This window comes from Streptomyces solitudinis, from assembly GCF_036323765.1.
Taxonomy (GTDB): Bacteria; Actinomycetota; Actinomycetes; order Streptomycetales; family Streptomycetaceae; genus Streptomyces.
Genome location: NZ_JAZDCW010000001.1, coordinates 543,743 through 570,385, shown reverse-complemented (window position 1 = coordinate 570,385; position 26,643 = coordinate 543,743). Strand labels below are relative to the sequence as shown.

Below are 26,643 nucleotides of genomic sequence, written 5' to 3'. Positions count from 1 at the left end.
GCACTCCGGCTCAGGTCGAGAAGATGCGGGCGACGAAGTAGCCGATGAACACCAGCACGACGAGCGCCAGCACGACGAGCGGACCCTTGGACCATCCCTTCGTCGGATTGTGATCCTTCTCGTCCGGCAGCGCGCCAGACATGGAGTCCTCCGCCGGCGGCGTCTCCCCCGGCGGCACACCCCCGCCGGGTTCCAGGCCGGAGGCCCGGCCCGGGTCCGGGTCGGGCGCCGGTGCTTCTCGATCGGGCTGCTCGCGCTTGTCGGTCATGACGTAGCGAGTGCGCAGCGAGCCGCGACCTACACCTACACATCGCCGAGGAGTCCGCCGCCCGCCGGGAGCGGAGCGGACGGAACGGAAGGAGTGCTTCATGGCAACAGTGCGCGCGACGCGGCGGGCCGTGGTCACGGGGGGTGCCGGGTTCATCGGCTCGCACCTGTGCGAACGCCTGCTGGAGGACGGCGCCGAGGTCGTGGCCGTGGACAATCTCGTCTCCGGGGACCGCGCCAACCTCGCCGAGCTGGTGGGCCGCCCCGGCTTCACGTTCGTGGAGCGCGACGTGTGCCCGCCCGGCCTGCCCGAGGCCCTGCCCGGCGGGCCGTTCGACCTGGTGATGCACCTGGCCTGCCCGGCCTCCCCCGCCGACTACCTGCGGCTGCCGCTGGAGACGCTGGAGACCGGCAGCCACGGCACCCGCAGCGCGCTGGAGCTGGCCCGCCGCGACGGGGCCCGCCTGGTGCTGGCCTCGACGTCCGAGGTGTACGGGGATCCCGAGGAGCACCCGCAGCGCGAGACGTACTGGGGGCACGTCAACCCCGTCGGACCGCGCAGCGTGTACGACGAGGCCAAGCGGTTCGCCGAGGCGCTGGTCACCGCCCACCGCGGCGTCCACGGGACGGACACGGCCATCGCGCGCATCTTCAACACCTACGGGCCGCGCATGCGCCCCGGCGACGGGCGGGCGGTGCCCACCTTCGTGCGGCAGGCACTCGCCGGGGAGCCGCTGACCGTCGCCGGGGACGGCAGCCAGACGCGTTCGCTGTGCTACGTCGACGACACCGTGGAGGGGCTGCTGGCGCTGGCCGCCTCCGGGCTGCCGGGGCCGGTGAACATCGGCGGGGACGAGGAGATCACCATCCTCGAACTGGCCCGGCGCGTCATCGCGCTCACCGGCTCCCGCTCCGGGATCACCCGGGTGGAGCTGCCGGGCGACGACCCGGTGCGCCGCCGTCCCGACACGACGCTCGCCCGCGAGCGGCTCGGCTGGAGCCCGCGCACCGGCTGGGAGACGGGGCTCAAGAAGACCGTGAGCTGGTTCTCCGAACTCCCGCCGGCCCCGCGGATGACTGCGGACCACGTTTGACGTCGCTGCTGAGGGTAACCGCTTAATCCGGTCCCCCAGTCCGATTTCTCCGCATTTGCCCTTCCCGTCCTCCAGGAGGTACGCATGCGCGTTCTCGGCGTCAACGCCGTCTTCCACGATCCGGCCGCCGCTCTCGTCATCGACGGCCGCACCGTCGCGGCGGCCGAGGAGGAGCGGTTCAGCCGCCGCAAGCACGGCAAGCGCCCGGTGCCGTTCTCCGCCTGGGAGATGCCGGAGCTGTCCGCCGCCTGGTGCCTGGAGCACGCAGGCCTGACCCCCGCCGACCTGGACGCCGTGGCCTTCTCCTACGACCCGCAGCTCGCCCGGCCCGCCCGGGACATGGGGCTGCACGACCCGTGGGACCACCTGCGGCAGACCTACGCACGCGAGGCGCCGGGCTTCCTCGCGGAGGTGCTGCCGGGCCTGGACCCGGGCATCGTGCGCTTCGTCCCGCACCACGTGGCCCACGCCGCCTCCTGCGGCCTGGGCGGCCCGCACCGGGACAGCGGGGTACTGGTGCTGGACGGACGCGGCGAGTGCGCCTCGCACCTGTCGGGGCGCTACCGGGACGGACGGCTGGAGGTGCTGGCCGGGCAGCGGCTGCCGCACTCCCTCGGCCTGGTGTACGAGGAGCTGACGGCGCACCTGGGCTTCCTGCGGTCCAGCGACGAGTACAAGGTGATGGCGCTGGCCTCCTACGGCAAACCGCGCTTCCTGCCGCAGCTGCGCGAGTGGGTGCACGGCACGGACGACGGGGGCTTCAGGGCGCACGGCGTGGACTGGGCCTCCCTCGCCCCGGCCCGGGAGCCGGGCACCGAGTGGACCGAGGAGCACGCGGACCTCGCGGCCAGCGCCCAGGCGTGCCTGGAGGAGACGCTGCTGGAACTGGCCCGCTGGCTGCACCGCAACAGCGGCGGACGCCACCTGACGCTGGCCGGCGGCGTGGCGCTCAACTGCGTGGCCAACGCCCGCATCGCCGCCGAGGGCCCCTACGAGGACGTGTGGGTGCAGCCCGCCGCCGGGGACGCGGGCACGGCCCTGGGCGCCGCCCTGCACCTGGCCGCCGAGCAGGGCGAGACCTGCCTGCCGATGCCGGGCGCGGACCTGGGCCGGAGCTGGAGCGAAGCGGAGCTGGCCGCGCAGCTCGCCGAGGCGGGCGTGCCCTACGAGCGCCCCGACGACATCGCCGAGACCGCCGCCGAGGTGCTCGCGGCAGACGGCATCGTGGCCTGGTTCCAGGGCCGCAGCGAGTACGGGCCCAGGGCGCTGGGCCACCGCTCGCTGCTGGCGCACCCGGGCCGGGCGGAGAACCTGGACCGGCTCAACCGGGTGAAGGGCCGCGAGGAGTTCCGGCCGGTCGCGCCGATGGTGGCCGAACACCGCGCCGCCGAGCTGTTCCGGGGCCAGCTCCCGAGCCCCTACATGCTCTTCACGCACGACGTCGCCGAGGAGTGGCGCGCGCGCGTCCCCGCGGTCGTGCACGTCGACGGCACCGCCCGCGTCCAGACCGTCCACCCGGACGACGACGCGCTGACCGCGCGCCTGCTCGCGGCCTTCGAGCGCCGCACCGGGCTGCCCGCGGTCGTCAACACCAGCCTCAACACGGCGGGCCGTCCCATGGTGGACACCCCGCGCGACGCGCTGGAGTGCTTCGGCTCCTCCCCCGTGGACCTGCTGGCCATCGGCCCGTTCGCGGTGCGCCGGGCGGCGGTGTTCGGATGAGCGGCGCGACCGGGGACGGCGCCGGCTACGCCGTGGTGATCCCGACGGTCGGACGGCCCTGCCTCACGGAGTGCCTGCGGGCGCTGGCCGCCTCGGCCGGACCGCCGCCGGAGCGCCTCATAGTCGTCGACGACCGCCCGGCGCCGGGCGGCGGTGCCGCCGCCCGGGGCGGTCTGCCGCTGGACGCCGCCGGGGAGCTGCGGGGCCGGGTCACCGTGCTGCACGGCGGCGGACGCGGCCCGGCCGCCGCCCGCAACACCGGCTGGCGCGAGGTGGCGGCCTCGTGGACGGTCTTCCTGGACGACGACGTGCGGGTCACCCCGTCCTGGCGCACGGACCTGGCCCGCGACCTGGCCGCCGCCCGGGCGGGCACCGCCGGGGTGCAGGGCGTCCTGGAGGTGCCGCTGCCCGCCGGGCGGCGGCCGACCGACTGGGAGCGCAACACCGCGGGGCTGGCCTGTGCCCGCTGGGCGACCGCCGACATGGCGTACCGGACCGCCTGCCTGGCGGCGGTCGGCGGGTTCGACGAGCGCTTCCCCCGCGCGTTCCGCGAGGACGCCGACCTGGCCCTGCGGATGCTGGACGCCGGGTACGGCCTGACGACCGGCTCCCGCCGCACCCTGCACCCGGTGCGCGAGGCCAACCGCTGGGTGTCCGTGCGGACCCAGCGCGGCAACGCGGACGACGCCCTGATGAGCGCCGTGCACGGCCCCGCCTGGCGGGAGCGGGCCGCCGCCCCGCGCGGCCGCATCCGGCGGCACGCGGCGACCGCCGCGGCCGGGGTGGCGGCGGTCGCCCTGGCGGCCGCCGGACGCCGCAGGACCGCGGCCGGGGCCGCGGCGCTCTGGCTGCTGGGCACCGCCGAGTTCGCCGGGGCCCGCATCACACCGGGACCGCGCACCCGCGACGAGGTGGCCACCATGGTGGCCACCAGCGTGCTCATCCCGCCGCTGGCCGTCTGCCACCGGTTGTCCGGGGAGCTGCGGCACCGGCGCACCCGACGGGAGGCCCACCGGTGAGCCGGACGCTGACGACCGGGGGGCGGCGCGTGCGCGCGGTCCTCTTCGACCGGGACGGCACGCTCATCAAGGACGTGCCGGGCAACACCGACTGGCGGCGGGTGGAGCCGATGCCCACCGCCGGGGAGGCGCTGGAGCAGGTGCGCTCGCGCGGCCTGCGGACGGCGGTGGTGACCAACCAGTCCGCGCTGGGCCGCGGCGAGCTGCGCTGGCCCGAGCTGCGCGGCATCAACGCCCGCGTGGACGAACTGCTGGGCCCGCTGGGCTGCTGGGTGGTGTGCCCGCACGACCGGGACTTCGGCTGCCGCTGCCGCAAACCCGCGCCGGGGCTCGTCCTCCGGGCGGCCCGCCGCCTGGGGGTGGACCCGGCCGAGTGCGCCGTCATCGGGGACATCGGCTCCGACATGGCGGCGGCCCGCGCGGCCGGGGCCCTGTCCGTGCTGGTGCCCACCCCGCAGACCCGCTCCGAGGAGGTCGCCGCCGCCCCGCTGGTGGCGCCCGACCTGCTCACCGCCGTCCGGGCCGTCCTGCGGAGCGCCGTATGAGGGCCCTGGTGACGCGCCTGGACAGCTTCGGCGACGTGCTGCTCGCCGGTCCGGCCGTCCGCGCGGCGGCGGCCCGCGCCGCGCACGTGACGTTCCTGTGCGGACCGCGGGGCGCGGCTGCGGCCCGGCTGCTGCCGGGCGTGGACGAGGTGCTGGTGTGGGAGGCGCCCTGGGCCGGTCCACAGCCGGTGCCGGTGGAGCCGGACGACGTCGCGGCGATCGTCGCCGACCTGCGCGCGCGGCGGCCGGACACCGCGCTGGTGCTCGCCTCGGCGCACCAGAGCCCGCTGCCCACCGCGCTGGTGCTGCGCCTGGCGGGCGTGCGCCGCGTCGCCGCCGACAGCGTGCACTACCCGGGCGGACTGCTGGACGTGCGCCACCAGCGCCACCCCTCGCACCACGAGGCGCGGGCCGCGCTGGCGCTCGCTGAGGCGGCCGGGTTCGCGCTGCCGCCGGGCGACGACGGCCGCCTGGCCGTGCTCCCGCCGACGGCGGCCGTCCGGGAGGGCGCGGCGCGCCTCACCGCCCCCGCCGGGCCCGGCTACGTCGTCGTGCACCCCGGCGCGAGCGCCCCGGCCCGCTGCTGGCAGGCCGGGCGTCTGGCCGAGACGGTGCGGCTGCTGGCGGCCGACGGGCACGGCGTGGTGGTGACCGGCGGCGCCGGGGAGCGGGAGCTGACCGCCGCCGTCGCCGGGCGGGACGGGCTCGACCTGGGCGGCGCCACGGACGCGGCGGGGCTGGCCGCGGTACTGGCCGGCGCCGGGGCCGTGGTCGTCGGCAACACCGGGCCCGCGCACCTGGCCGCCGCCGTGGGCACGCCGGTGGTCTCCCTGTTCTCGCCGGTGGTGCCCGCGGAGCGCTGGGGCCCCTACCGGGTGCCCCACGTGCTGCTGGGCGACCAGCGCGCGGTCTGCGCCGGGACCCGGGCGCGGGAATGCCCGGTGGCGGGACATCCGTGCCTGGGCGAGGTGACGGCCGCCGACGCGGTCGCCGCCGTGGAGAAACTGCTGAAGGAGGACACCGCGTGAGGATTCTGCTGTGGCACGTGCACGGCTCGTGGACGACGTCCTTCGTGCAGGGCTCGCACACCTACCTGCTGCCGGTCCTGCCGGACCGGGGCGAGGACGGCCGGGGCCGGGCCCGGACCTGGGACTGGCCCGGGAACGCCGTGGAGGTGACGCCCGGGGAGCTGCGCGGGACGGACGTCGACCTGGTGCTGCTGCAACGCCCGCACGAGATCGGCCTCGCCGAGCGCTGGCTCGGCCGCCGCCCGGGCCGGGACGTCCCGGTGGTGTACCTGGAGCACAGCACACCGCTGGGCGGCGTGCCCGACTCCGTCCACCCGGCCGCCGGACTGCCGGGCGCCACCCTGGTGCACGTCACGCACTTCAACCGGCTGTTCTGGGACGCGGGCGCCACCCCGACGGCCGTCATCGAGCACGGCATCATCGACCCCGGCCCGCTGTACACCGGCGAGGAGGCCAGGGCGGCCGTCGTCATCAACGAGCCGCTGCGCCGCGGCCGGGTCACCGGAACCGACCTCCTGCCCCACTTCGCACGGGCCGCGCCGCTGGACGTCTTCGGCATGGGCACCGCCGGGCTCGCCGGGCACCTGGGGCTCCCCGGCGAGCGCTGCCGCAGCCGCGAGCTGGACCAGGGGGAGCTGCACCGGGCCATGGCCCGGCGGCGGGTGTACGTCCACCCCTTCCGCTGGACCTCGCTGGGCCTGTCCCTGCTGGAGGCCATGTACCTGGGGATGCCGGTGGTGGCGCTGGACACCACGGAGACCTCCGAGGCGGTGCCGCCGGACGCCGGGGTGGTCTCCAACCGGCCCGAAGTGCTGGCAGAGGCGGTGCGCGCGTTCACCGCCGACCCGGAGCACGCGCGGGCGGTCGGCCGGCGCGCCCGCGCGGCGGCCGCCACCCGCTACGGGGTGGAGCGCTTCCTGGACGACTGGGACCGGCTGACGAAGGAGGTGACCCGATGAGGATCGCCATGGTGTCCGAGCACGCGAGCCCGCTCGCCGTGCTCGGCGGCCCCGACGCGGGCGGCCAGAACGTGTACGTCGCGCAGTTGTCGCGGGCCCTGGCGGACCGCGGCCACACCGTGACCGTCCACACCCGCAGGGACGCGGCCGGGCTGCCCGCCCGGGTGGCGTTCGCCCCCGGCGTGACGGTGGAGCACGTCCCCGCGGGCCCGGCCGGGGAACTGCCCAAGGACGAACTGCTGCCGTACATGCCCGCCTTCGGCCGCCACCTCGCCCGCGTCTGGGCCGAGGCCCCACCGGACGTGGTGCACGCCCACTTCTGGATGTCCGGCGTGGCGGCGCTGGCCGGCGCGCGGGGCGCGGGCGTCCCGGTCGTGCAGACCTTCCACGCGCTCGGCACCGTCAAGCGGCGCCACCAGGGCGCCCGGGACACCAGCCCGCCCGAGCGCGTCGCCACCGAGCGGCGCCTGGGACGCGGGTGCGACCGCGTCCTGGCCACCTGCGGCGACGAGGTGGACGAGCTGGCCGCGCTGGGCGTTGCGCCCTCCCGCACCTCGGTGGTGCCCTGCGGCGTGGACACCGGGGAGTTCTCCCCCCGTGGCGCCCCGGCCGCCGTCCCCGAACGCACCCAGCCCTACCGGCTGCTGGCCGCCGGACGGCTGGTCCCCCGCAAGGGCTTCGACCTGGCGGTGCGGGCGCTGGCGGACGTCCCCGGCGCCGAACTGCTCGTCGCCGGCGGCCCCGGCGCGGCCCGCCTGGACGGGGACGCAGAGGCGCGGCGGCTGCGGGCGCTGGCCCGGGAGTACGGCGTCGCCGACCGGGTGCGGCTGCTGGGCGCGGTGGGCCACGAGGCGATGCCCGCCCTGATCCGCAGCGCCGACCTGATGCTGGCCACGCCCGTCTACGAGCCGTTCGGCATCGTGCCGCTGGAAGCCATGGCCTGCGGGGTCCCGGTGGTGGCCACCGCGGTCGGCGGGCAGCTCGACTCGGTGGCCGACCACGTCACCGGGCGGCTCGTGCCCCCCGGCGACCGGCAGGCGCTGGCCGGTGCGGTGAACGCCCTGCTGCGGTCCGGGCAGACCCGCGCCGCGTACGGCGCCGCGGGACGGCGCCGCGCCCTCGCCCGCTTCTCGTGGAGCCGCGTCGCCGAGGGCGCGGAACAGGTGTACACCCAGGTGACGGCCCGTCACCGCGTCCCCACGGGGGTGATCCGATGACGTTCGCACCGGTTTCGGTGGTGAGCCACTGCGAGGACCTGCGCCACGCGCTGGTGTCGCTGCGGGGCTCCGCGGACACCGCACAGCGGTGGGGGGAGCGCCTCGCCCGGGTGCTGTCCGGCGGCGGACGGCTGCTGGTGGCCGGGAACGGCGGCAGCGCCGCCCAGGCCCAGCACCTGTCGGCCGAGCTGGTGGGCCGCTACCGCGACGACCGGCCGCCGTTCTCCGCCCTCGCACTGCACACGGACACCTCCAGCACCACCGCCATCGCCAACGACTACGGGGTCGCCGAGGTGTTCGCCCGCCAGGTGCGGGCGCACGGGCGGCGCGGCGACGTGCTGATGCTGCTGTCCACCAGCGGCGCCAGCGCCAACCTGCTGACCGCCGCGGCGGCCGGACGGCGGCTGGGGATGCAGGTGTGGGGGCTCACCGGCCCCGCCCCCAACCCGCTCGCCGCCGGCAGCGACGAGGCGCTGTGCGCGGCGGCGGCCACGACGGCGACCGTGCAGGAACTGCACCTGGTGGTCGTGCACATGGTGTGCGCGGCCTTCGACGGTGCCCTGCCCGGCGTCCTGGCGGAAGGCGGCCCCGATGAGTGACCCGACACCGCGCACCCGCCGCGGCGACGGCTTCGGCGACGCCCCGGCGCAGGCGGCCCCCCTCGTCGTCGTCGGGGACGCGCTGCTGGACCGGGACCTGAGCGGCACGGCCGACCGGCTCGCGCCGGACGCCCCGGTGCCCGTCGTGGACGGCTGCGAGGAGCGGCTGCGTCCGGGCGGAGCGGCCCTGGCCGCCTACCTGGCCGCGCTGGGCGGGCGCGAGGTCACCCTGGTCGCGGCCGTGGGCGGTGACGCCGCGAGCGCCCGGCTGCTGGAGCTGCTGGCCCCCTGGGTCACCGTGCTGCCGCTGACGCTGTCCGGCGCGCTGCCGGAGAAGACCCGCGTGGTCTCCGGCGGGCGCATCATGCTGCGCCTGGACCGGGGTGAGGGGCGGGCCTGCGGCGTCACCGCCGAGGCGCGGCGCGCGGTCGCCGGGGCGGGCGCGGTCCTGGTGTCCGACTACGGGCGCGGCGCCGCCGAGGTGCTGCGCGGAGCGCTGGAGGAGCGCGCCGCGCGGGCGCCGGTGGTGTGGGACCCGCACCCGCGCGGCGGCCCGCCGGTGGCCGGGGCGCGGCTGGTGACGCCCACGGCGGGCGAGGCCCGGCACTTCGCCCGGGTACCGGACGCCCCGGCGGGCGCCGGGAGCGGGCTGGCGGCCGTCATGTCCCGCGCCGCGTGGCTGGTGCGGGAGTGGCGGGCCGGGGCCGTGGCCGTCACCCTCGGCGCGGACGGCGCGCTGCTGTCCTACGGCGACCATCCGCTGCTCGTCCCGGCCCCCGCCCGGCACGGCGGGGACTCCTGCGGGGCGGGTGACCAGTTCGCGGCCAGCGCGGCCGGGCTGCTGGCCGACGGTGCGCTGCCCGAGCAGGCCGTGCGCGGCGCGGTGGCGGCGGCCACCGGCTACGTGGCCTCCGGCGGCGCCGCGGCCCTGGCGTCCCCGGGCCGCCCGTCGGCCCCGGCCGCGCCGAGCCCGCAGGTGCCCTCCCCCGAGCCCGCCGGGGAGGTGATCCGGCGGGTGCGCGCGGCCGGGGGCACGGTGGTGGCCGCGGGCGGCTGCTTCGACCTGCTGCACGCCGGGCACGTCGGGATGCTCCAGGCCGCCCGTGCCACCGGCGACTGCCTGGTGGTGTGCGTCAACTCCGACTCCTCGGTGCGGCGCCGCAAGGGCCCGGGAAGGCCCATCACGCCGCTGGCCGACCGGGTGCGGGTGCTCCAGGCACTGGGGTGCGTGGACGCGGTCGCGGTGTTCGACGAGAACACCCCCGAGCGGCTGCTGGCGGACCTGCGCCCGGACATCTGGGTCAAGGGCGGCGACTACGCGCGCGCCGACCTGCCGGAGGCCGGTCTGCTGGAGCGGTGGGGCGGCCGGGTCGTGCTGCTGCCCTACCTGGACGGCCGCTCCAGCACGCAGATCGCGGCCCGCGCTGCGGTGTCGGCCGGCGGCGGTGTGCGGTGAGCGCGCCGGACACCGCCGCCCGGCGGACACCGGGCGGCTCGGGCGGCGCGGGCCGGGTGCTGGTACTGCGGGCGCTGGGCCTGGGCGACCTGCTCGCCGCCGTGCCGGCGCTCCGCGCGCTGCGCGGGGCCTTCCCCGGGCACGCACTGCTGCTGGCGGCCCCCGCCCAGCTCGCGGACGCCGCCGCCGCGACGGGCGTGGTGGACGGCGTGCTGGACGCCTCGGCGCCGGGGCGCGCCGTCCCGGCGGCCCTCCCCTGGCACGGCCCGCCGCCGGACGTCGCGGTGGACCTGCACGGCACCGGGCCGGAGAGCAGCGGTCTGCTGCGCGCCCTGCGCCCCGTCCGGCTCCTGGCGTACGCCGACGCCGCCGGGCCGCCGGTGGTGGACGGTGAGCACGAGCGGGAACGCTGGTGCCGCCTGCTGCGCTGGTACGGCGTCGCGGCCGACGCCTCGCGGGTGCGGGTGCCGCGCCCGGCGGGACCGGTCCCGGCCCCGCCGGCGGTCGTGGTGCACCCCGGCGCCGCCGCCGGGTCGCGGCGCTGGCCAGCCGAGCGGTTCGCGGCCGTCGCCGCCGCCCTGCGCGACGCCGGGCGGCCGGTCGTGGTCACGGCCGGGCCCGGCGAGGAGGCGCTGGCCGCGCGGGTCGCGGCGCTGGCCGGGCTGCCGGCCGGGGCGGTGCGGGAGCGTCCGCCGTTCGCCGCGCTGTCGGCCCTGGTCGCCGGGGCCCGCGCGGTGGTCAGCGGGGACACCGGGATCGCGCACCTGGCCGTCGCCCACGGCACCCCGTCGGTGACGCTGTTCGGCCCGGTACCGCCGCACGAGTGGGGCCCGCCCCCGCTGCCCCGGCACCGGGCGCTGTGGCACCCGGGGCCGCGCGGCGACCCGCACGGCGAGCGCCCCGACCCGCTGCTGCTGCGCCTGCGCCCCCGCGACGTGCTCGCCGCGCTGCGGGAGGTGGACGGCGCGGACGGCGCTCCCGCCCCGGACGCCCGGGACCGCGCTCCCGTCCCCGAAGGCGCAGGCGGGCGGACCGCCGACCTCGCACACCCCGGCACCCCGAACACCCCCGACGCGCTGGAGTCACGATGCCCGGCAGCCCCCGGCCCGCAGGAACCCCGGCCCTCACCGCCCGCGGACCCGGCGAGGACCCGGCCCGTCCCCCGCGCCCCTGCCCCCGGGAGGACGCCGGAACCGGCGCCGCGGCGGGCGGCGGCGTCCCCGCCGGCCTGTCCGTCGGCGTCGTCATCGCCACGCGCGACCGCGCCGAGCGGCTCGCCCGGACCCTGGACCGGCTGACCGCGCTGCCGGAGCGCCCGCCGGTCGTCGTCGTGGACAACGCCTCGGCGGACCACACCCGGCGCCTGGTCGCCGAACGCTTCCCCGGTGTCCGGCTGCTGACGCTGCCGCGCAACGCCGGGGCCGCCGCGCGCACCGTGGGCGCCGCCGCCCTGACCACCCCCGTCGTCGCGTTCAGCGACGACGACTCCTGGTGGGAACCGGGGTCGCTGGCCACCGCCGCGCGGCTGCTGCGCGACCACCCGAGGCTCGGGCTGCTCGCGGCGCGGACCCGGGTCGGCCCGGACGGCGGCGCCGACCCGCTCAACGCCGTGCTCGCCGGCTCCCCGCTGGGCCGCCCGGCCGACCTGCCGGGGCCCGAGGTGCTGGGCTTCCTCGGCTGCGCCGCCGTCGCCCGCCGCTCGGCCTTCCTGGACGCCGGCGGCTACCACCCGCTGCTGGGCATCGGCGCGGAGGAGACGCTGCTCGCCTACGACCTGTCGGCCCGGGGCTGGGGCGTGGCCTACTGCCCCGAGGTGACCGCCTGGCACCACCCCGACGACGGACCGCGCCCGGAGCGCCCCGTCCAGGTGCGCCGCAACGAGGTGCTGACCTGCTGGCTGCGCCGCCCGCTGCCGCTGGCCGCCCGGCGGACGGCCGCGCTCGCCGCGCGGGCCCGCACCGACGAGGTGGCCCGGCGGGCGCTGGGCGGCGTGCTGGCCCGGCTGCCTGCCGCGCTGCGCCTGCGGCAGCCGCTGCCGCCCTGGACGGAGAACGCCGTGCGGCAACTGGAAGGAGACGCCCGTGCCCGCTGAACACCGGACCCGGCCCGCCGGGGCGGCCCGGCCCGCGGCGGAAGGCGGGGCCGCGGGCACGCCGGAGGGCGACGGCCGGGTCTCGGTCGTCGTCATCACCCGCAACCGCCGCGACGAACTGCTGCGCACGCTGGACCGGCTGGCGGAACTGCCCGAGCGGCCGCCGGTCTTCGTGACCGACAACGCCTCCACCGACGGCACCGCGGAAGCCGTGGCCCGCCGCCACCCGCGGGTGCGGCTGCTGCGGGCGCGCGGCAACCTCGGCGCGGTGGGCCGCAACGAGGCGGTCCGCCACGTGCGCACGCCCTACGTCGCCTTCTGCGACGACGACTCCTGGTGGGAGCCGGGCTCGCTGGCCACCGCCGCCGGGCTGCTGGACGCCCGCCCCGGGCTCGGCGCCGTCACCGGGCGCATCGTCGTGGAGCCGGACGGCACCGAGGACCCCATCGTGGCGGAGCTGCGCCACTCGCCGCTGGACGGTCCCGGCTGGCTGCCGGGCCCGGCGCTCGGCTCGTTCCTGGCCGCCGCGACGGTGCTGCGCACGGACGCCTTCCGCGCGGCCGGCGGTTTCTCGCCGCGGCTGTGGCTGGGCGGCGAGGAGGAACTGCTGGCCACCGACCTGATGACCCTGGGCTGGTGGCTCGCCTACGCGCCGCAGCTCACCGTCCACCACCACCCGTCGCTGGCCCGGGACGTGACCGGGCGGCGGGTGGTCGGCCTGCGCAACACCCTGTGGTTCGGCTGGCTGCGGCGCCCGCTGCCCGCCGCACTGGACCGCACCTGGCACCTGGCCAGGACGGTGCCCCGCGACGCCGCGTCACTGCGCGCCTTCGGCCTGGCGCTGGCCGGGCTGCCGTGGGTGCTGCGGGAGCGGCGCGTCGCCCCGCCCGAGGTGGAGGCGCGCCTGCGGACCCTCGACCGGGCCCAGCGGCGCTCCGGCGCCCGGCGGTACGTGGGCTGAGCCGGTCCGGACGCGTCCGGCCGCGCGCACGGACCGGCCCCCGCAGCCCGGGGGCGGGCGGCGGGGGCCGGCTGACGGCCGGTCAGGAGCGGGCCTTGCGGGTCTGCGAGCGGTTCGCCTTGCGGATGGCGCCCAGCAGCTCCTGCTTGCTCATCCGGGAGCGGCCGGGAACCTCCAGCCGCTTGGCGACGTCGTACAGGTGCTCCTTGGTCGCCTGCTCGTCGACGCCCTCGCCGCTGCGGCCGCCCTGCTGGCGGGGCCTGGCCGCCTTCGGGTCGGAGGGGCCCTTGCGGTCGTCCTCCTTGCGCTCCCAGTGGTCGCCCACCTTCTCGTGTGTGTGCTTGAGCGCGCTGAACGCGGTGCGGTGGGCGCGCTCGCCCTCGCCGTACTCCTCCACCGCCGAGTCGTGCGCCTTGATCCACGTCCGCTGCGCACTCCTGGGCGAGCGGCTCAGGGTCGAGGGCAGTTCCTTCCTACCTGGCACGGTGGCTCACCTCCAAGGTCGTGGCGTCGCGGGTACCCGGAGGCTCCGGTGGGAAACGGCGGCCGCGAGCCGGTGCTCGGCGTGAGGATTCCGCCCCCGCGAACCGGGCATATAGCTCAACATCAGGACAGTATCGGGAGGTTGAGTCTCCGATTCCTTACTCCCACCCACTTCAGGTCAGTAGCCTCATCCCTCGAACGCTAATGCGCCGGCGATCGCGATGAGGAGATTTTGATGGAACGTCCCTCCTGGGCCCCGCAGGGGATCGACCTGTCCCAGCCGAGTGTGTCCCGCATCTACGACTACTACCTGGGCGGTTCGCACAACTTCGAGGTCGACCGGGAGGCCGCGCGGCGGGCGATCGAAGCGTTCCCGGGGCTGCCGAAGCTGATGCAGGCCAACCGCGCGTTCATGCGCCGCGCCGTGCGTTACGCGGTCGACCAGGGCGTCACCCAGTTCCTCGACATCGGCTCCGGCATCCCGACGTTCGGCAACGTGCACGAGGTGGCCCAGGCGGCGCGTCCCGGCGCGCCCGTCGTCTACGTGGACAACGACCCCGTCGCCGTGGCGCACAGCCGCGCGGTGCTGGAGGGCAACGAGGCGGCCGACATCGTCGCCGCCGACTTCCGCACCCCGCAGGACATCCTCAAGAGCGACCCGGTCAGCCGCCTCCTCGACCTGGAGCAGCCGGTCGCCCTGCTGCTGGTGGCGCTGCTGCACTTCGTCACCGACGAGGAGGAGCCCCAGCGGGCGATCGCCGAGATGCGCGACGCGCTCGCGCCCGGCTCCCTGCTGATCCTCACCCACGCGTCCACCGAGGGCGGGCCGCACACCTCGGAGCAGGGGCGGCACATCTCCGACGTCTACCGCAAGGTCGGCTCCCGGCTGATGATGCGCTCGCGCTCCGAGGTCGCCCGGTTCTTCGAGGGGTTCGAACTGGTGGACCCCGGACTCGTGTCCATGCCCAGCTGGCGCCCCGAGGGCCCGGTCGACCAGGAGGACCCGGTGGTCTTCACCGGATTCGCCGGGGTGGGACGCAAAGCGTGAACACAGCGCCGAACGACGCGGCCGGACCGGGCACACCCGGGCCGGCGGGCCCGGGTGTGCAGGCCGACGGGCTGCGGCGCTTCGCCACGATCTGGAGCAGGGTCGTCTACCCGACCACGGCGACCTGCATGACCCGGGCGGAGTTCGAGGAGCATCTGCTGCCGCTGTCCGAGCTGCTGTCCACGACGCTGCACGCCCGGCCCTTCGACCCGGCGCCCGCCCGCGCGGTGGGCAGCGCGCTGGTGGCCGCCCACTGCACCGCCCCCGAGGCACTGCCCCAGATCCTCGGCGTCGTCGACGCCTACCTGCTGCTGTACTGCGCGGACCCGGCCGAGCTGCCGCCCGAGGAGGGCCGTGCCCGCTGCGCCCGCATCCAGCACGCGATCGCCGCCGGGTTCGCCCGCGCCCTCCAGGAGCGCACCCGCGCCGAGCAGGAGTCGCTGTCCCGGGCCGCGCTGACCGCGCAGGCGGAGATCGAACGCGCGCTGCACGAGAGCGAGACCCGGTTCCGCGCCGTCTTCGAGGGCGCCACGATCGGCATCGGCATCGCGGCGCTCGACGGCACCGTCGTCGAGGTCAACGCGGCCCTCACCCGGATGTTCGGCGACTGCGAGCAGGACCTGCGGATGCGCAAGGTCACCAGCTGGGTGCACCCGGACGACGGCCCGGCGGTGTGGCGGATGTACGACGAACTGGTGCGCGGGGAGCGGGAGCACTTCCGGACCGAGAAGCCCTACCACCGCCCTGACGGCACGGTGCTGTGGACGCACCTGACGGTCTCCCTGCTGCGCGACCCGGACGGCACGCCGCGCCTGATGCTGGCGCTGATGGAGGACATCACCGAACGGCGCCTGCTGCACCTGCGGCTGCGCTACGAGGCCACCCACGACGCGCTGACCGACCTGCCGAACCGCACGCTGTTCTTCGAGCGGCTGGAGCAGGTGCTCGCCCGCACCGGGGACGCCGCCCGCTTCGGCCTGTGCTACCTGGACCTCGACGGCTTCAAGATAGTCAACGACAGCCTCGGGCACGCGGTGGGCGACCAGCTCCTGGTGGCCGTCGCCGAGCGGTTGCAGAGCTGCGTCAAGGGCCCGGGGCAGCTCGTGGCCCGCATCGGCGGCGACGAGTTCGTGGCCCTGGTCAGCGACCCGGCCGAGCCCTCGGACGTGACCGAGCTGGCGGAGCGGGCGCTGGAGGCGCTGTCGACGCCGGTGCTGGTGGACGGGCGCGAGCTGCCGGTCCGCGCCAGCATCGGGATCGTCGAGGGCCCGGCCGGGGAGCGCACGGCCGCCGAGGTGCTGCGCAGCGCGGACATCACCATGTACCGGGCCAAGGCGCAGGGCGGGAACCGCTACGAGCTGGCCGACCCCGACTCCGACGCCCGCGTCATCAGCCGCCACAGCCTCACCAACCGGCTGCCCGCGGCGCTGGAGGGCAGCGAGTTCTTCATCGAGTACCAGCCGCTGGTGCGCATGTCGGACGGCAGCGTGGAGGGCGCGGAGGCGCTGGTGCGCTGGGAGCACCCGCGCCACGGCGTACTCGGCCCCGACCGCTTCATCCCGCTGGCCGAGCACACCGGGCTCATCGTCCCGCTGGGCCGCTGGGTGCTGGAGGAGGCGGTGCGGCAGGCGTGCGAGTGGCAGGTGCGCGGCATAGGGGGCGCCCGCCCCCTGCGGGTGAACGTCAACCTCTCGCCGCGGCAGCTCCACCACCCCGACCTCGTCTCGGACACCGTCGCCGTGCTGGAGAACGCCGGGCTGCCGCCGCGCTCGCTGTGCCTGGAGGTCACCGAGACGGCGCTGATCCGGGCGGACGACGCCGAGCTGAAGCCGCTGCGCCAGCTGGCCGAGCTGGGCGTCGGAATAGCGCTGGACGACTTCGGCACCGGGTACTCCAACCTGGCGAGCCTGCGCAGGCTGCCGGCGAGCACGCTGAAGCTGGACCGCTCCTTCACCAAGGGCCTCCAGCACCACCCGGCCGACCCGGTGGACCTCAAGGTGGTCGAGGGGATCGTCTCACTGGCCCACGCGCTGGACCTGTCGGTGACCGTCGAGGGCGTGGAGACGGCGGCGCAGGCCGAGCACCTGCGCGCGCTGGGCTGCGACGCGGCGCAGGGCTGGTTCTACGCACGTCCCGGGCCGCCCGAGCGCGTGGCGGTGGACCTGCCGCTGGCGGCCGCCCAGTAGCCGCCGCGCTCACCGCCGGCCGCGCCGCGTCACCGCTCGCGCACGGTGACGTTGAGGCGTCCCCGCAGTCCGAGCCAGGCGGGCGCCGTCCCCGGCCGGAGGCGCGGCACCCCGTGGTAGGCGAGCCGCGCCGGGCCGCCGAAGACGAAGGCGTCCCCGCTGACCAGCTCGGTGTCCGTCCACGGCCGCCCGGGGGCCGCCGCGTGGCCGAACCGGAAGACGCAGGTGTCGCCGAGGCTGAAGGAGACCACCGGCGCGCCGGAGTCCTCGTCGCTGTCCCGGTGCATCCCCATGCGGGCGGCGCCGTCGTAGAAGTTGACCAGCGCCACGTCGTAGCGCGGACGTGGCGGGACGCCCGGGCCGCCGCCGTAGGCCGCCGCCACCGCCGCGCGTGCCCACTGCCCGAGCCAGGCCGGGAACGGTTTGACCGGGGCGCCGTCACCGTCCACGGCCGTGCGGGCGTAGCCGTAGGGGTACCAGTGCAGGCCCAGGCTGAGCTGGCGCACCGACATCCGGCCGCCGCCCGGGGTGCGGACGGTGCGCAGTCCGGCCGGCGGCCGCGACCACGCCCGGCAGGCCGCCAGCAGCTTCCGCTGCGCACCGGTGTCCAGGTGGCCGGGCAGGTGCACCGCGCCCGGCGCCACCTCGGCGGCGGCACGGGCGAAGAGTTCATCCGTCACCCGGCCAGGGTAGGCACGGCGCACGTCCGCGAGCAGGGGCCCGCACCGGTCTGACCGGCCGGTAACCGGGTGCCGTATCGTCGGGGCGTCGGTCGTCTGTTCGCGTGAGGAGTGCTCGTGACGTCAGAAGCCCTTGAGCCCGTCCTGGCCGGTGTGCGCAACTTCCGTGACGTCGGCGGGCTGCCCACGGAGGACGGACGCCGGGTGCGCCAGGGCGTGCTGTTCCGCAGCGGCCACCTGGCCCACGCCACCGAGGAGGACACCGCGTTCCTCGCCTCCCTCGGGCTGCACACCGTCTTCGACTTCCGCAACGCCGCCGACCAGGCGCTGGAGGGCCCCGACGTGTCGCTGCCCGGGGTGCGCAACGTGAACCTGCCGCTGAGCGACCCGGCCGAGGGCGCGGAGTTCTGGCAGATGGTGCGCGACGGCCAGGTGGCCGAGCTGCGCGAGGAGCTGTCCGGCGGGCGCGGCGTGGCCCGGATGCAGGAGGCGTACGAGGCCATCATCAGGCAGCGCACCGCCGAGCACGGCCGGGTGCTGCACGAGCTGGCCGAGGGCAGCGTGCCCGTGCTGATGCACTGCGCGGCCGGCAAGGACCGCGCGGGCCTGTCGATCGCGGTGACGCTGCTGGCGCTGGGCGTGGAGCGGGAGGCCATCGAGGCGGACTACCTGCTGTCGAACGAGCCGCACCGCCGCTACCGGGTGCACCGGGGCGAGCACGACCGGCGCGAGGAGCAGCGGCGGCGCGTGGACGCCGAGGTGCGCGAGCTGCTCGCCCCGCTGTTCGACGCCCGGCCCGCCTACCTCGCCACCGCCTACGCCACGATCGCCGCGCAGTGGGGTGACGTGGACACCTACCTGCGCGAGGGCCTGGGGCTCACCGACGCCGCCCGGGAGCGCCTGCGCGACCGCCTGCTGGACTAGCCGGGCTGCCCCGGCACGAGTCCGCACGAGCCGTCCGGGGAGCGCTGCTCACGGGCCGGGGCCGGCAGGCTCTGCCCCGCCGCGGACGGCCGGGGCGCGGCCCGCGGCACGGCGCGCACCTCGACGGTGCTCCGGGTGCCCCAGGAGCCCACGCGCCAGCAGGTGGCCATGGCGTAGAGGTAGAGCGGGCGCAGGACGGCCAGCCGCCACAGGCCCGCCAGGGGTGCGAGGAGGAACAGCGCGGCGTGGTACCGCACCGGCTCGTCCGACCGGCGCACGCAGAACAGCCGCAGGCTGATCAGGTAGTTCACGGCGCAGCCCAGCAGCAGGGTGTGGGCCAGCAGGGCGCCCCACTGGGTCCGCAGCGCCGGTTCGGCCACGACGGCCGCCGGCACGCACAGGGCGAGCAGGAGGTGCGCGTACTCCACCACCGGCATCCAGAAGCCGAAGGAGCGCACCGGCAGGTGCCGCAGCCACCACAGGTGGCGCACGGTGGTGCCGCGCATCCAGCGCAGCTGCTGGTGGAGGTAGTGCCGCGGGCGCTCGGGGACGAGGGTGAAGACGATGGACGACGGCTGGTGCACGGTGCGGCCCGCCATGCGGGCGTAGAAGGTCAGCATCGAGTCGTCGTTCATCTGCATCGGCACGCCGCGGAAGGTCTCCCGCTCGTAGACGCCCGCGTGGGCGCGCACGACCGCCGCGCGGTAGAAGGCCAGGGTGCCGGAGTTGATGAGGACCGAGCCCAGCAGGGACTGGGCGCTGCGCAGCCCCCGGGTGAAGGGCAGGTACAGCAGCGCGGTCATCCGGGTCAGATGGTTCGCCCGGGTGTTGAGCGGCACGACCAGGCCGCCCACCGACTGCACCCGGGGGTCGGCGAACGGCTTGAGCCCTTCGCGGACGGCGTCCTCGTCGAGGACCGAGTCGCTGTCGAGGGTCACGAAGACGTCCGCGTCGTCCTCGGCGAGGACCCGCATCTGGGCCCACCGCTTGCCGCGGTTGGCGGTGCGCTCCCAGGTGGCCTCGATGCCGAGCGCGGCGGCCCGCCGCAGCAGGTCGCGCTTCTCCCGCGGGTAGCGCAGCGGCGTTCCGGTGTCCCGGTCGGCGGAGCCGTCGTCCACCACCCGCACGCGCTGCACGCGGCGGCTCTGGGCCAGGACGGACTCCCAGCAGGCCCGCAGCGCCGCGGGGTCCTCGTTGTAGACGGGGATCTGCACGGTGACCCGCAGCGCCTCGACGTCCCGTTCCCGCGCGGCGTCCGCCAGCCGGAAGGGCCGCTCCAGCCAGCACAGGGGCAGCCACCACAGCAGCAGGAACGACGCCAGCCAGACCAGGGTCAGTCCCGTTCCGTCGGCGGCCTGCCACACCGACAGGCGCAGCAGGTGCCACACGGCCCACGCGGCGAGCGCGGTCAGCGGCACGGCGGCGAGCGCGGCACGGCCGCCCAGCGGGAGGAAGGAGGCCCGCGGACGGGGCGGGGCCGCCGGGCCGGGACGGGCCCGCTCAGAGGTCACCGGGTCCCTTCCCGCGCCGGAACCCCGTGCGGACCAGGGCCGCGCCCAGCAGGACGCAGGCGAGGACGGCGCACAGCAGCCACACCTGGCCGAAGGCCACGCCGGCCAGGGACAGTCCGGTGCCCGTGGTGGCGAGGGAGCCGTAGGACATACCCGTTCCCTTCGTCGTACGACAAGCCGATCAAGATGATCAGTACGATGAGAGCACGGTGACGTGGTGACCACGCGCGCACACGCCGCGACACGGCGTCACGTCCGCTGGACGGCCCCGCTCGGGGCTCCGGGAGACGGCGCCGGGCCGCGCCCCGCCCCTCCGGCGGCGCGGACGGGAAGCGGGAGGCGGCCCGGCGGGACGTCGCTCAGCGGCGGCGTTCCACCACGAAGTCGGCGAGCGCGACGAAGCGGTCCCGCACGGACGCCGGCAGATCCACGCGGGTCAGCGCGGCGAGGGCGACCTCGTGCTGGCGGCGGGCCTCCCCCGCCGTCCAGTCCCGGCCCCCGGCCTCCTCCACGAGCGCGGCCCGCTCGGCGAACTCGGCCTCGTCGAAGTCCTGGCAGGCGGCCAGCTCCGACGGGTCGCGCCGCGCGTCGGCCTTCATCAGCTCGCCCAGCCGCCGGGCCGCCGGGCCCTCGGCGGCCAGCGCCGCGACGACCGGCAGGGACTTCTTGCGCTGCCGCAGGTCGCTCCACGCCCGCTTGCCGGTCGACTCCGGGTCGCCCCAGATGCCCAGCAGGTCGTCCACGGCCTGGAAGGCCAGGCCCAGGTGGAAGCCGTAGTCGTGCAGGGCGTCGGCCGCGGTGTCGTCGGCGCCGCCCAGCACCGCGCCGATGGAGCAGGCGCAGGCGAGCAGGGCTCCGGTCTTGTTGCCCTCCATCTCCAGGCACTCGGCGACGCCCACCCGCTCACGGTGCTCGAAGGAGATGTCCTGGGCCTGCCCGTCGATCAGCGCCCGGGTGGCGGCGGTGAGGCGGCGCGCGGCACGGGCGGCGTCGGCGGTGCCCAGCTCCAGCAGTATCTCCCCGGCCAGGGCGAACAGCGCGTCGCCCACCAGGATGGCCTGGGCGGGACCGTGGACCTTCCAGACGGTGTCCCGGTGGCGGCGCTGCTCGTCGCCGTCCATGAGGTCGTCGTGCAGGAGCGAGAAGTTGTGCACCAGCTCCACCGCCACGGCGCCGGGCAGGCCCGTCTGCGGCGCGGCGCCCGCCGCCTCGGCGGAGAGCAGGGCGAGCGCGGGGCGCACGGCCTTGCCGCCGTCACCGTCGGCGGGCCGGCCCTCGGCGTCGATCCAGCCGAAGTGGTAGGCGGCGACGGTGTCCATGGGGGGCGCGAGGCGGGCCACGACGGTGCGCAGCTCGGGCAGGGCGAGCGTGCGGCCGCGTTCCAGCAGGGCGGTCACCCCCGCGGTGTCGATGCCAGCGTTAGCCGGTTGCACCGGGTTCACAAGGTCTCCTTATGCGTTCAGCGGTGGTACTGACGCCGACTCCCCTGGGGTGTCGCCGTGCGGCTGCCGGAGGCGTGCCAGTGCCTCACGCGCAGCGGTCTGGCCGCTGCGTACCGCGCCTTCCATGGTCGCGGGCCAGCCGGTCGCGCACCACGCGCCCGCGAGGAACACCCCCGGCGCATTGGTGTGCGCACCGGGCCTGAGCCGTCCCACGCCCGGTGCGGGGGCGAAGGTGGCGGCGCGTTCCCGGGTGACGAAGAAGTCGCGCACCCGCGCGGCGCGGGCGGCCGGCAGCAGCTCGGCCAGCGCGGGCAGGTAGCGCGCGCGCAGCTCGGCGCCCGTGCGCTCGACGTCCCGCTGCGCGGCCGACTGGGACAGCGCGAGGTACTGCCCGCTGCCGGGGCCGAGCCCGGCGGCCTCGCCGCGGTCGAACACCCACTGGACGGGGCTGCCCAGCGCGGCGAAGAAGGGGCGGCGCAGCACGGGCCGGTCGTAGACGACGTGCACGTTGACGATGGGCGCCGTGCCGATGCGGGCCAGCCGCTCCGGGTCGGGCAGGGCGCCCGCGGGCAGCAGCCGCGCGGCCTGGTCCTGCGGGACGGCCAGCACCACGGTGCCGGCCGCCCCGGGGGCCTCGCCGCGCGCCGTCCCGACGCGCCAGCCGCCGTCGGGGAGCCGGTGCAGCGCGCGCACCCGGACCGCCGTGCGCACGGTGACCCCGGCACGTTCCAGGGCGCGGCGGGCCAGGGTGTCGTGCAGCCGCCCCAGCGGGACCCGGGCCCAGCCGATGTCGGCGGCGCCGGGGGCGCTGAGCAGGCCGGTGCGGAACACCTTGGCGGCCAGCGCGAGCGACACGTCCTCGGCGCGGGCGTTGAGCGTGGCCACCCCGACGAGGTCCCACAGCGCGGCCACGCTGCGCGGGGACTGGCCGTGGCGGCGCAGCCAGCCGGCGAAGTCGGCGCCGTCCAGCGCGGGGTCGGCCGGGTCCAGGGTGCGCAGCGCGAGGGCGGCGCGGGCGGCCGCGAGCCTCTCCCGCGGTGACAGGTGGGGGTAGGTGGCCAGCGCGGCGGCCAGGTGCAGCGGCACGGGCGCGGCGTGGCGGCGCAGCCGTCCCGCACGGCCGGTGGCGGCGTCCAGGACGGGGATGTCCAGGCGCCGCTGGAGCGGTGCGAGCGCCTCCCCGCCGATCCGGCCGAGGAACCACCGGTAGGCGGTGCAGCAGCGCAGGTAGACGTGCTGCCCGTTGTCGACGGACAGCTCGCCCACCGGTGAGCTGCGGGGGAAGGAGAAGGCGAGGCCGCCGAGCCGGGGACGGGACTCCAGGAGGGTGGTGCGCACGCCCGCGTCGGCCAGGCGCAGGGCGGCGGTGACCCCCGCGAGGCCGCCGCCGACCACCACCGCGCGGCGCCCGGCGGTCACCGGCGGCCCCGGCGCTGGTCGCGCCGGACCGCGCGGGTCTCCAGGCCGGTCAGCCCGCGGACGGCGACGAGCGCCTTGCGGTGCCCGGGGACGGTGACGCGGGTGCGCAGCACCGCGCCCGGGTCGGCGGCGATGCGCTCCAGCAGCGCGTGGTAGATGCCGGCCATCGCGGCGACGCAGGCGCCGGAGCGGCAGTCCAGCATCGGCAGCAGCCGGTAGCCGTCGGCGAACAGCCGCCGGGCGCGCTGCACCTGGTAGTGCACCAGGCCCGCCAGGTCGGCACCGGCGGGCGGTTCCTGCTCCCGGAAGGCGTGCCGCCCGTCGGGGCAGCCGAAGGCGGTGAGGTCCTCGCGCGGCAGGTAGCTGCGGCCCTCCTCGGCGTCCTCGCGCAGGTCGCGCAGGATGTTGGTGAGCTGGAGCGCGAGGCCGAGGGTGTTGGCGTACTCCGGAGCGCGCGCGGCGTCCGGTACGCCGGGCACCGTCCCGAAGACGCCGAGCGAGAGGCGGCCGACGGCCCCGGCCACGCACCGGCAGTAGTCCCGCAGCTCCTCCCAGGTCCGGTAGGTCCGGCCGCGCACGTCCATGAGGACACCGTCGAGGAGTTCGTCGAGCGCGTCCAGCGGGACGGGGTAGCGCCGGGCGGTGTCGGCCAGGGCGACGGCCACCGGGTCGGTGTCGTCCTCGGCGACCTCACCCGCGCGCACGCGGGCCACCAGGGCGCGGGTGGCGGCCAGGCGTGCCGTCTTCGTGGCGGCGTCCAGCTCGCCGTCGCCGATGTCGTCCACCCGGCGGGCGAGGGCGTACAGCGCGGACATGGCACGCCGCTTGGGCGCGGGCAGCAGCCGGATGCCGTGGGCGAAGTTGCGGGCCTGCTGCCCGGTGACGGTCTCGCAGTAGCCGTAGGCGGCCAGGACGGGCGGGGGCACGCCGGGCACGCCCGGGGCGGGGCGGCTCGTCCCGCCGGTGCCCGCCGTCGCGCCGCCCTGGGTGGTCACGGGGTTCATCGCAGGTTTCCTCGCCGGGCGGCCGTCAGGACCGCGGTCGTCTCGCGCAGCAGGGTGGGCCGGCCGGCCCTGGGCGGGCCGGCCAGCACGTCGTAGCGGGCGGCGGCCAGCGCGCGCAGGGCCGCGCGGCCGCCGCCGGTGAAGGCGGCGAGCAGCAGCCGCAGCCGTCCGGAGACGCTCGCGGTCAGCGGGACGCCTTCGTCCAGCAGGGTGGCGGAACGTTCCGCCATGGTGGCGACGGCCGTGCGCAGCCCCGCGCCCGCCACCGGGGCGGCGAGGTCGCGTTCGCGCACGCCGAACCGCTCCAGGTACTCGGCCGGGAGGTAGATCCGGCCCCGCGCCCGGTCCTCCGCGACGTCCTGGAGGTGTTCGACGATCTGGAGCGCCGTGCAGACGGCGTCGGAGCGGCGCACCCGCCCGGGGGTCGTCGTGCCGGTCACCGCGAGGACGAGGCGGCCGACCGGGTTGGCGGACAGCGCGCAGTACCCCTCCAGGTCCGCCCAGGTGGCGTACCGGTGCACGCGCTGGTCGAGCCGGTTGGCGGCCAGCAGGTCGAGGAACGGCGCGGGCGTCAGCCGGTGGCGGCGGACGACCGGCACCAGGGCGCGCAGCAGCGGGTGGCGCGGCGGCCCGGCCGCGTCGTCCCCGGCCGCGGCGAACGCGCGGTGGACGTCGGCCTCCAGGGCGTCCAGCAGGGCGAGCCGGTCCCCGGCGCGGCCGGGCTCCACGCCCAGCAGGCGGGCGTCGCCGCCGCCGGGGGCGAGGTCGCCGTCCCCGGCGTCGTCCACGAGGCGGGCGTAGCCGTAGACGGCCATGAGGCCGTCCCGCCAGGCGGCGGGCAGGAAGCGCGGGGCCACGGGGAAGTTCTCCCGCGCGGCCTTGCCGAGCACGGCGGCCACGGGGTCGGCCGCCTGCGCGCCGGACGGCTGCGGGTCCGCAGCCGCCGGGCCGGTGGCCGCGGACCCGGGGGTCGCCGCGGGCCCGGCCGTCACCGCGGTCCGCCCGTCATAGCCGTCACGATCCGTTTCTACCTTGATAAGCATTAAATCGTCATATCGGACACGCCGTACTGATGTACGGACTCCGGTCACCTTACGACCCGTGTCCCGGACGTCCCCTACCGCCCCGCCCGCCACACGCGAAAGCCCCCGCCGCAGCGGGGGCCACCGGTTCCGGCCGGGCCGGGCGGGCGTTACTTGCTGGTGAACTCCTCGTAGGCGCGCATGACGTCCTCCGTCGGGCCGTCCATCCGCAGCTCGCCCTTCTCCAGCCACAGCACCCGGTCGCAGGTGTCCCGGATGGTCTTGTTGTTGTGGCTCACCAGGAACACCGTCCCGGCGTCCCCGCGCAGCTCGCGGATGCGCTCCTCGGAACGGCGCCGGAAGCTCTTGTCACCCGTGGCCAGCGCCTCGTCGATCATGAGCACGTCGTGCCGCTTGGCCGCCGCGATGGCGAACCGCAGGCGCGCCGACATGCCCGAGGAGTAGGTGCGCATGGGCAGCGTGATGAAGTCGCCCTTCTCGTTGATGCCGGAGAAGTCGACGATGTCCTGGTAGCGCTCGCGGATCTCCGCCCGCGACATGCCCATCGCCAGTCCGCCGAGCACGACGTTGCGCTCACCGGTCAGGTCGTTGAGCAGGGCCGCGTTGACGCCGAGCAGCGAGGGCTGGCCGTCGGTGTACACCTTGCCGCGCTCGGCCGGGAGCAGGCCCGCGATCGCCCGCAGCAGGGTGGACTTGCCCGAGCCGTTGGTGCCGATCAGGCCGATCGCCTCGCCCCGGTAGGCGGTGAAGCTCACGCCCCTGACCGCGTGCACCTCGCGCACCCGGCCGCCGGGCGAGCGGCGCAGGATGCGGTTGAGCGCGGCCGTGGCGCTCCCCCGGCCCTGGCTCCCGCCGTACACCCGGTAGACGATGTGCACGTCGTCGGCGATGACGGTGGGCACCCGGCCCGCCGCCGCGGCCGGTTTCGCCATGCTCGTCGGTTCAGCCACGGCCATACCGCTCCTCGGCCTTCCAGAAGTAGACGAAGCCCGCGACCCCGGCCAGCAGCGCCCAGCCGAGGGCGAGCAGCCAGGGGTAGGGCGCGATGTCGCCGGGAGTGTAGTCGTCGATCAGCGCGAAGCGCATGAGGTCCATGTACACCGCCGCCGGGTTGGCCGCCACGAGGTCGGCCGCCCACGCCGGGAGGTTCGCGTTGCCCGTCAGCATCGGGTGCAGCGGGAACATCACGCCGGAGGCGTACATCCACGTGCGCAGCACGAACGGCATCAGCTGGGCCAGGTCCGGGGTGGAGCTGCCGAGCCGGGCCATGATCAGGGCCAGCCCGGCGTTGAAGAGGAGCTGGAGCACCAGGGCCGGGACGATGAGCAGCCAGGGCCAGGAGGGGTACTGGCCGAAGGCCAGCAGCACCACCAGCAGCACGATCATCGAGTACAGCAGCTGCTGGAGCTGCTGGAGCGCGAAGGAGACGGGCAGGGAGGCGCGCGGGAAGTGCAGCGCCCTCACCAGGCCCAGGTTGCCGGAGATGGACCGCACGCCCGCCAGCACGGACTGCTGGGTGAAGGTGAACACGAACACACCGATCACCAGGAACGGCACGTAGTTGTGGTCGCCGCCGGGCACCTCCCCCCTGGCATCGAGGATGACGCCGAAGATCACGAAGTAGACCCCGGCGTTCAGCAGGGGCGTGGCCACCTGCCACAGCTGGCCCAGCTTCGCCCGGCTGTACTGGGCCTGGAGCTTGGCCCGGGAGAAGGCTCCGATGAAGTGCCGCCTGGCCCACAGCTGCCGGATGTACTGCGGCAGCGAGGGCCGCGCGCCGCTGACGGTGAGGCCGTACCTGGCCGCCAGCTCGGCCGGGGACAGCCCGTCGTCGGGGGAGGGTGGCGCGTTCACGGCGACCGCACGATCGTGCGCTGACTCGCTCACGGTGAAACTTACGTCCTCTTGTGTGCAGGAGCTCGGGTGCTGATGTTCTCAGACCCG

26 protein-coding genes are annotated in these 26,643 nt (G+C 76.5%); 15 read left to right on the top strand and 11 right to left on the bottom strand.

The annotated features are described in order from the left end of the window. Positions 1-10: 10 nt before the first annotated feature. A complete protein-coding gene (locus tag V1J52_RS02325; protein WP_330137813.1) occupies positions 11-268 on the bottom strand; it encodes a DUF6480 family protein in 258 nt (85 codons plus the stop codon). A 100-nt stretch (positions 269-368) separates the two neighbouring features. Between V1J52_RS02325 and V1J52_RS02320 the strand changes: the two genes are divergently transcribed. The 12 genes from V1J52_RS02320 to V1J52_RS02265 all read left to right on the top strand — a co-directional run bounded on the left by V1J52_RS02320 (position 369) and on the right by V1J52_RS02265 (position 12,959). Beyond that, positions 369-1,361: a UDP-glucuronic acid decarboxylase family protein gene (locus V1J52_RS02320; RefSeq protein WP_330137812.1), complete on the top strand. Its 993-nt coding sequence runs from the start codon at positions 369-371 to the stop codon at positions 1,359-1,361. Positions 1,362-1,445: 84 nt separating this feature from the next. Beyond that, a complete protein-coding gene (locus tag V1J52_RS02315; protein WP_330137811.1) occupies positions 1,446-3,083 on the top strand; it encodes a carbamoyltransferase family protein in 1,638 nt (545 codons plus the stop codon). Continuing rightward, positions 3,080-4,102: a glycosyltransferase family 2 protein gene (locus tag V1J52_RS02310; protein ID WP_330137810.1), complete on the top strand. Its 1,023-nt coding sequence runs from the start codon at positions 3,080-3,082 to the stop codon at positions 4,100-4,102. Before V1J52_RS02315 ends, V1J52_RS02310 begins: the two co-directional genes overlap by 4 nt. After that, on the top strand, positions 4,099-4,647 hold the full coding sequence (locus V1J52_RS02305) for a D-glycero-alpha-D-manno-heptose-1,7-bisphosphate 7-phosphatase (protein ID WP_330137809.1): 549 nt from the start codon (positions 4,099-4,101) through the stop codon (positions 4,645-4,647). The genes V1J52_RS02310 and V1J52_RS02305 overlap by 4 nt, the downstream gene beginning before the upstream one ends. Then, positions 4,644-5,675 (top strand): glycosyltransferase family 9 protein, encoded by a 1,032-nt coding sequence (locus V1J52_RS02300; protein WP_330137808.1) that lies wholly within the window; start codon positions 4,644-4,646, stop codon positions 5,673-5,675. The genes V1J52_RS02305 and V1J52_RS02300 overlap by 4 nt, the downstream gene beginning before the upstream one ends. Next, the gene (locus tag V1J52_RS02295; protein WP_330137807.1) at positions 5,672-6,634 is read left to right on the top strand and encodes a glycosyltransferase; all 963 of its coding nucleotides are present in this window, start codon (positions 5,672-5,674) and stop codon (positions 6,632-6,634) included. Before V1J52_RS02300 ends, V1J52_RS02295 begins: the two co-directional genes overlap by 4 nt. Then, the gene (locus V1J52_RS02290) at positions 6,631-7,851 is read left to right on the top strand and encodes a glycosyltransferase (protein WP_330137806.1); all 1,221 of its coding nucleotides are present in this window, start codon (positions 6,631-6,633) and stop codon (positions 7,849-7,851) included. Before V1J52_RS02295 ends, V1J52_RS02290 begins: the two co-directional genes overlap by 4 nt. Beyond that, positions 7,848-8,450, top strand: coding sequence for a D-sedoheptulose-7-phosphate isomerase (locus V1J52_RS02285; protein WP_330137805.1), 603 nt, complete (start codon positions 7,848-7,850; stop codon positions 8,448-8,450). The genes V1J52_RS02290 and V1J52_RS02285 overlap by 4 nt, the downstream gene beginning before the upstream one ends. After that, positions 8,443-9,906, top strand: coding sequence for a D-glycero-beta-D-manno-heptose 1-phosphate adenylyltransferase (gene rfaE2, locus V1J52_RS02280; RefSeq protein WP_330137804.1), 1,464 nt, complete (start codon positions 8,443-8,445; stop codon positions 9,904-9,906). Before V1J52_RS02285 ends, rfaE2 begins: the two co-directional genes overlap by 8 nt. Then, positions 9,903-11,204 carry a glycosyltransferase family 9 protein gene (locus V1J52_RS02275; protein ID WP_443075689.1) on the top strand — a complete coding sequence of 434 codons (1,302 nt, stop codon included), beginning with the start codon at positions 9,903-9,905 and terminating at the stop codon, positions 11,202-11,204. The genes rfaE2 and V1J52_RS02275 overlap by 4 nt, the downstream gene beginning before the upstream one ends. Next, positions 11,135-11,998, top strand: coding sequence for a glycosyltransferase family 2 protein (locus V1J52_RS02270; protein ID WP_443075709.1), 864 nt, complete (start codon positions 11,135-11,137; stop codon positions 11,996-11,998). Before V1J52_RS02275 ends, V1J52_RS02270 begins: the two co-directional genes overlap by 70 nt. After that, positions 11,988-12,959 (top strand): glycosyltransferase family 2 protein, encoded by a 972-nt coding sequence (locus V1J52_RS02265; RefSeq protein ID WP_330137802.1) that lies wholly within the window; start codon positions 11,988-11,990, stop codon positions 12,957-12,959. Before V1J52_RS02270 ends, V1J52_RS02265 begins: the two co-directional genes overlap by 11 nt. Positions 12,960-13,041: 82 nt before the next feature. Here V1J52_RS02265 and V1J52_RS02260 read toward each other — a convergent pair whose 3' ends face one another. Further along, positions 13,042-13,443, bottom strand: coding sequence for a ChaB family protein (locus tag V1J52_RS02260; RefSeq protein WP_330137801.1), 402 nt, complete (start codon positions 13,441-13,443; stop codon positions 13,042-13,044). Between the two features lie 234 nt (positions 13,444-13,677). Between V1J52_RS02260 and V1J52_RS02255 the strand changes: the two genes are divergently transcribed. Both V1J52_RS02255 and V1J52_RS02250 read left to right on the top strand, forming a co-directional pair. Beyond that, the gene (locus tag V1J52_RS02255; RefSeq protein ID WP_330137800.1) at positions 13,678-14,490 is read left to right on the top strand and encodes an SAM-dependent methyltransferase; all 813 of its coding nucleotides are present in this window, start codon (positions 13,678-13,680) and stop codon (positions 14,488-14,490) included. 56 nt (positions 14,491-14,546) lie between these two features. After that, positions 14,547-16,676, top strand: a complete 2,130-nt coding sequence (locus tag V1J52_RS02250) for a putative bifunctional diguanylate cyclase/phosphodiesterase (protein ID WP_330138102.1) — start codon at positions 14,547-14,549, stop codon at positions 16,674-16,676. A 29-nt stretch (positions 16,677-16,705) separates the two neighbouring features. Here V1J52_RS02250 and V1J52_RS02245 read toward each other — a convergent pair whose 3' ends face one another. Continuing rightward, positions 16,706-17,356 (bottom strand): alpha-ketoglutarate-dependent dioxygenase AlkB family protein, encoded by a 651-nt coding sequence (locus V1J52_RS02245; RefSeq protein ID WP_330137799.1) that lies wholly within the window; start codon positions 17,354-17,356, stop codon positions 16,706-16,708. A 111-nt stretch (positions 17,357-17,467) separates the two neighbouring features. On the opposite strand from V1J52_RS02245, the gene V1J52_RS02240 reads away from it, so the two are divergent. Continuing rightward, positions 17,468-18,280 carry a tyrosine-protein phosphatase gene (locus V1J52_RS02240; RefSeq protein WP_443075688.1) on the top strand — a complete coding sequence of 271 codons (813 nt, stop codon included), beginning with the start codon at positions 17,468-17,470 and terminating at the stop codon, positions 18,278-18,280. Here the strand turns inward: V1J52_RS02240 and V1J52_RS02235 are convergent. The 8 genes from V1J52_RS02235 to V1J52_RS02200 all read right to left on the bottom strand — a co-directional run bounded on the left by V1J52_RS02235 (position 18,277) and on the right by V1J52_RS02200 (position 26,553). Next, the gene (locus V1J52_RS02235) at positions 18,277-19,791 is read right to left on the bottom strand and encodes a glycosyltransferase (protein ID WP_330137797.1); all 1,515 of its coding nucleotides are present in this window, start codon (positions 19,789-19,791) and stop codon (positions 18,277-18,279) included. The genes V1J52_RS02240 and V1J52_RS02235 overlap by 4 nt on opposite strands. After that, positions 19,781-19,942 (bottom strand): hypothetical protein, encoded by a 162-nt coding sequence (locus tag V1J52_RS02230; protein WP_330137796.1) that lies wholly within the window; start codon positions 19,940-19,942, stop codon positions 19,781-19,783. The genes V1J52_RS02235 and V1J52_RS02230 overlap by 11 nt, the downstream gene beginning before the upstream one ends. A 208-nt stretch (positions 19,943-20,150) precedes the next feature. Continuing rightward, positions 20,151-21,233 carry a polyprenyl synthetase family protein gene (locus V1J52_RS02225; RefSeq protein WP_443075687.1) on the bottom strand — a complete coding sequence of 361 codons (1,083 nt, stop codon included), beginning with the start codon at positions 21,231-21,233 and terminating at the stop codon, positions 20,151-20,153. Positions 21,234-21,242: 9 nt separating this feature from the next. After that, complete coding sequence (gene hpnE / locus V1J52_RS02220; RefSeq protein ID WP_330137795.1) at positions 21,243-22,652, bottom strand: hydroxysqualene dehydroxylase HpnE; 1,410 nt, start codon at positions 22,650-22,652, stop codon at positions 21,243-21,245. Further along, on the bottom strand, positions 22,649-23,656 hold the full coding sequence (hpnD, locus tag V1J52_RS02215; protein ID WP_330137794.1) for a presqualene diphosphate synthase HpnD: 1,008 nt from the start codon (positions 23,654-23,656) through the stop codon (positions 22,649-22,651). Before hpnD ends, hpnE begins: the two co-directional genes overlap by 4 nt. After that, positions 23,653-24,699, bottom strand: a complete 1,047-nt coding sequence (gene hpnC / locus V1J52_RS02210) for a squalene synthase HpnC (RefSeq protein ID WP_330137793.1) — start codon at positions 24,697-24,699, stop codon at positions 23,653-23,655. The genes hpnD and hpnC overlap by 4 nt, the downstream gene beginning before the upstream one ends. Positions 24,700-24,848: 149 nt before the next feature. Further along, complete coding sequence (locus V1J52_RS02205; RefSeq protein WP_330137792.1) at positions 24,849-25,655, bottom strand: ABC transporter ATP-binding protein; 807 nt, start codon at positions 25,653-25,655, stop codon at positions 24,849-24,851. Next, positions 25,642-26,553, bottom strand: coding sequence for an ABC transporter permease (locus V1J52_RS02200; protein ID WP_443075686.1), 912 nt, complete (start codon positions 26,551-26,553; stop codon positions 25,642-25,644). Before V1J52_RS02200 ends, V1J52_RS02205 begins: the two co-directional genes overlap by 14 nt. Between the last annotated feature and the right edge of the window lie 90 nt (positions 26,554-26,643).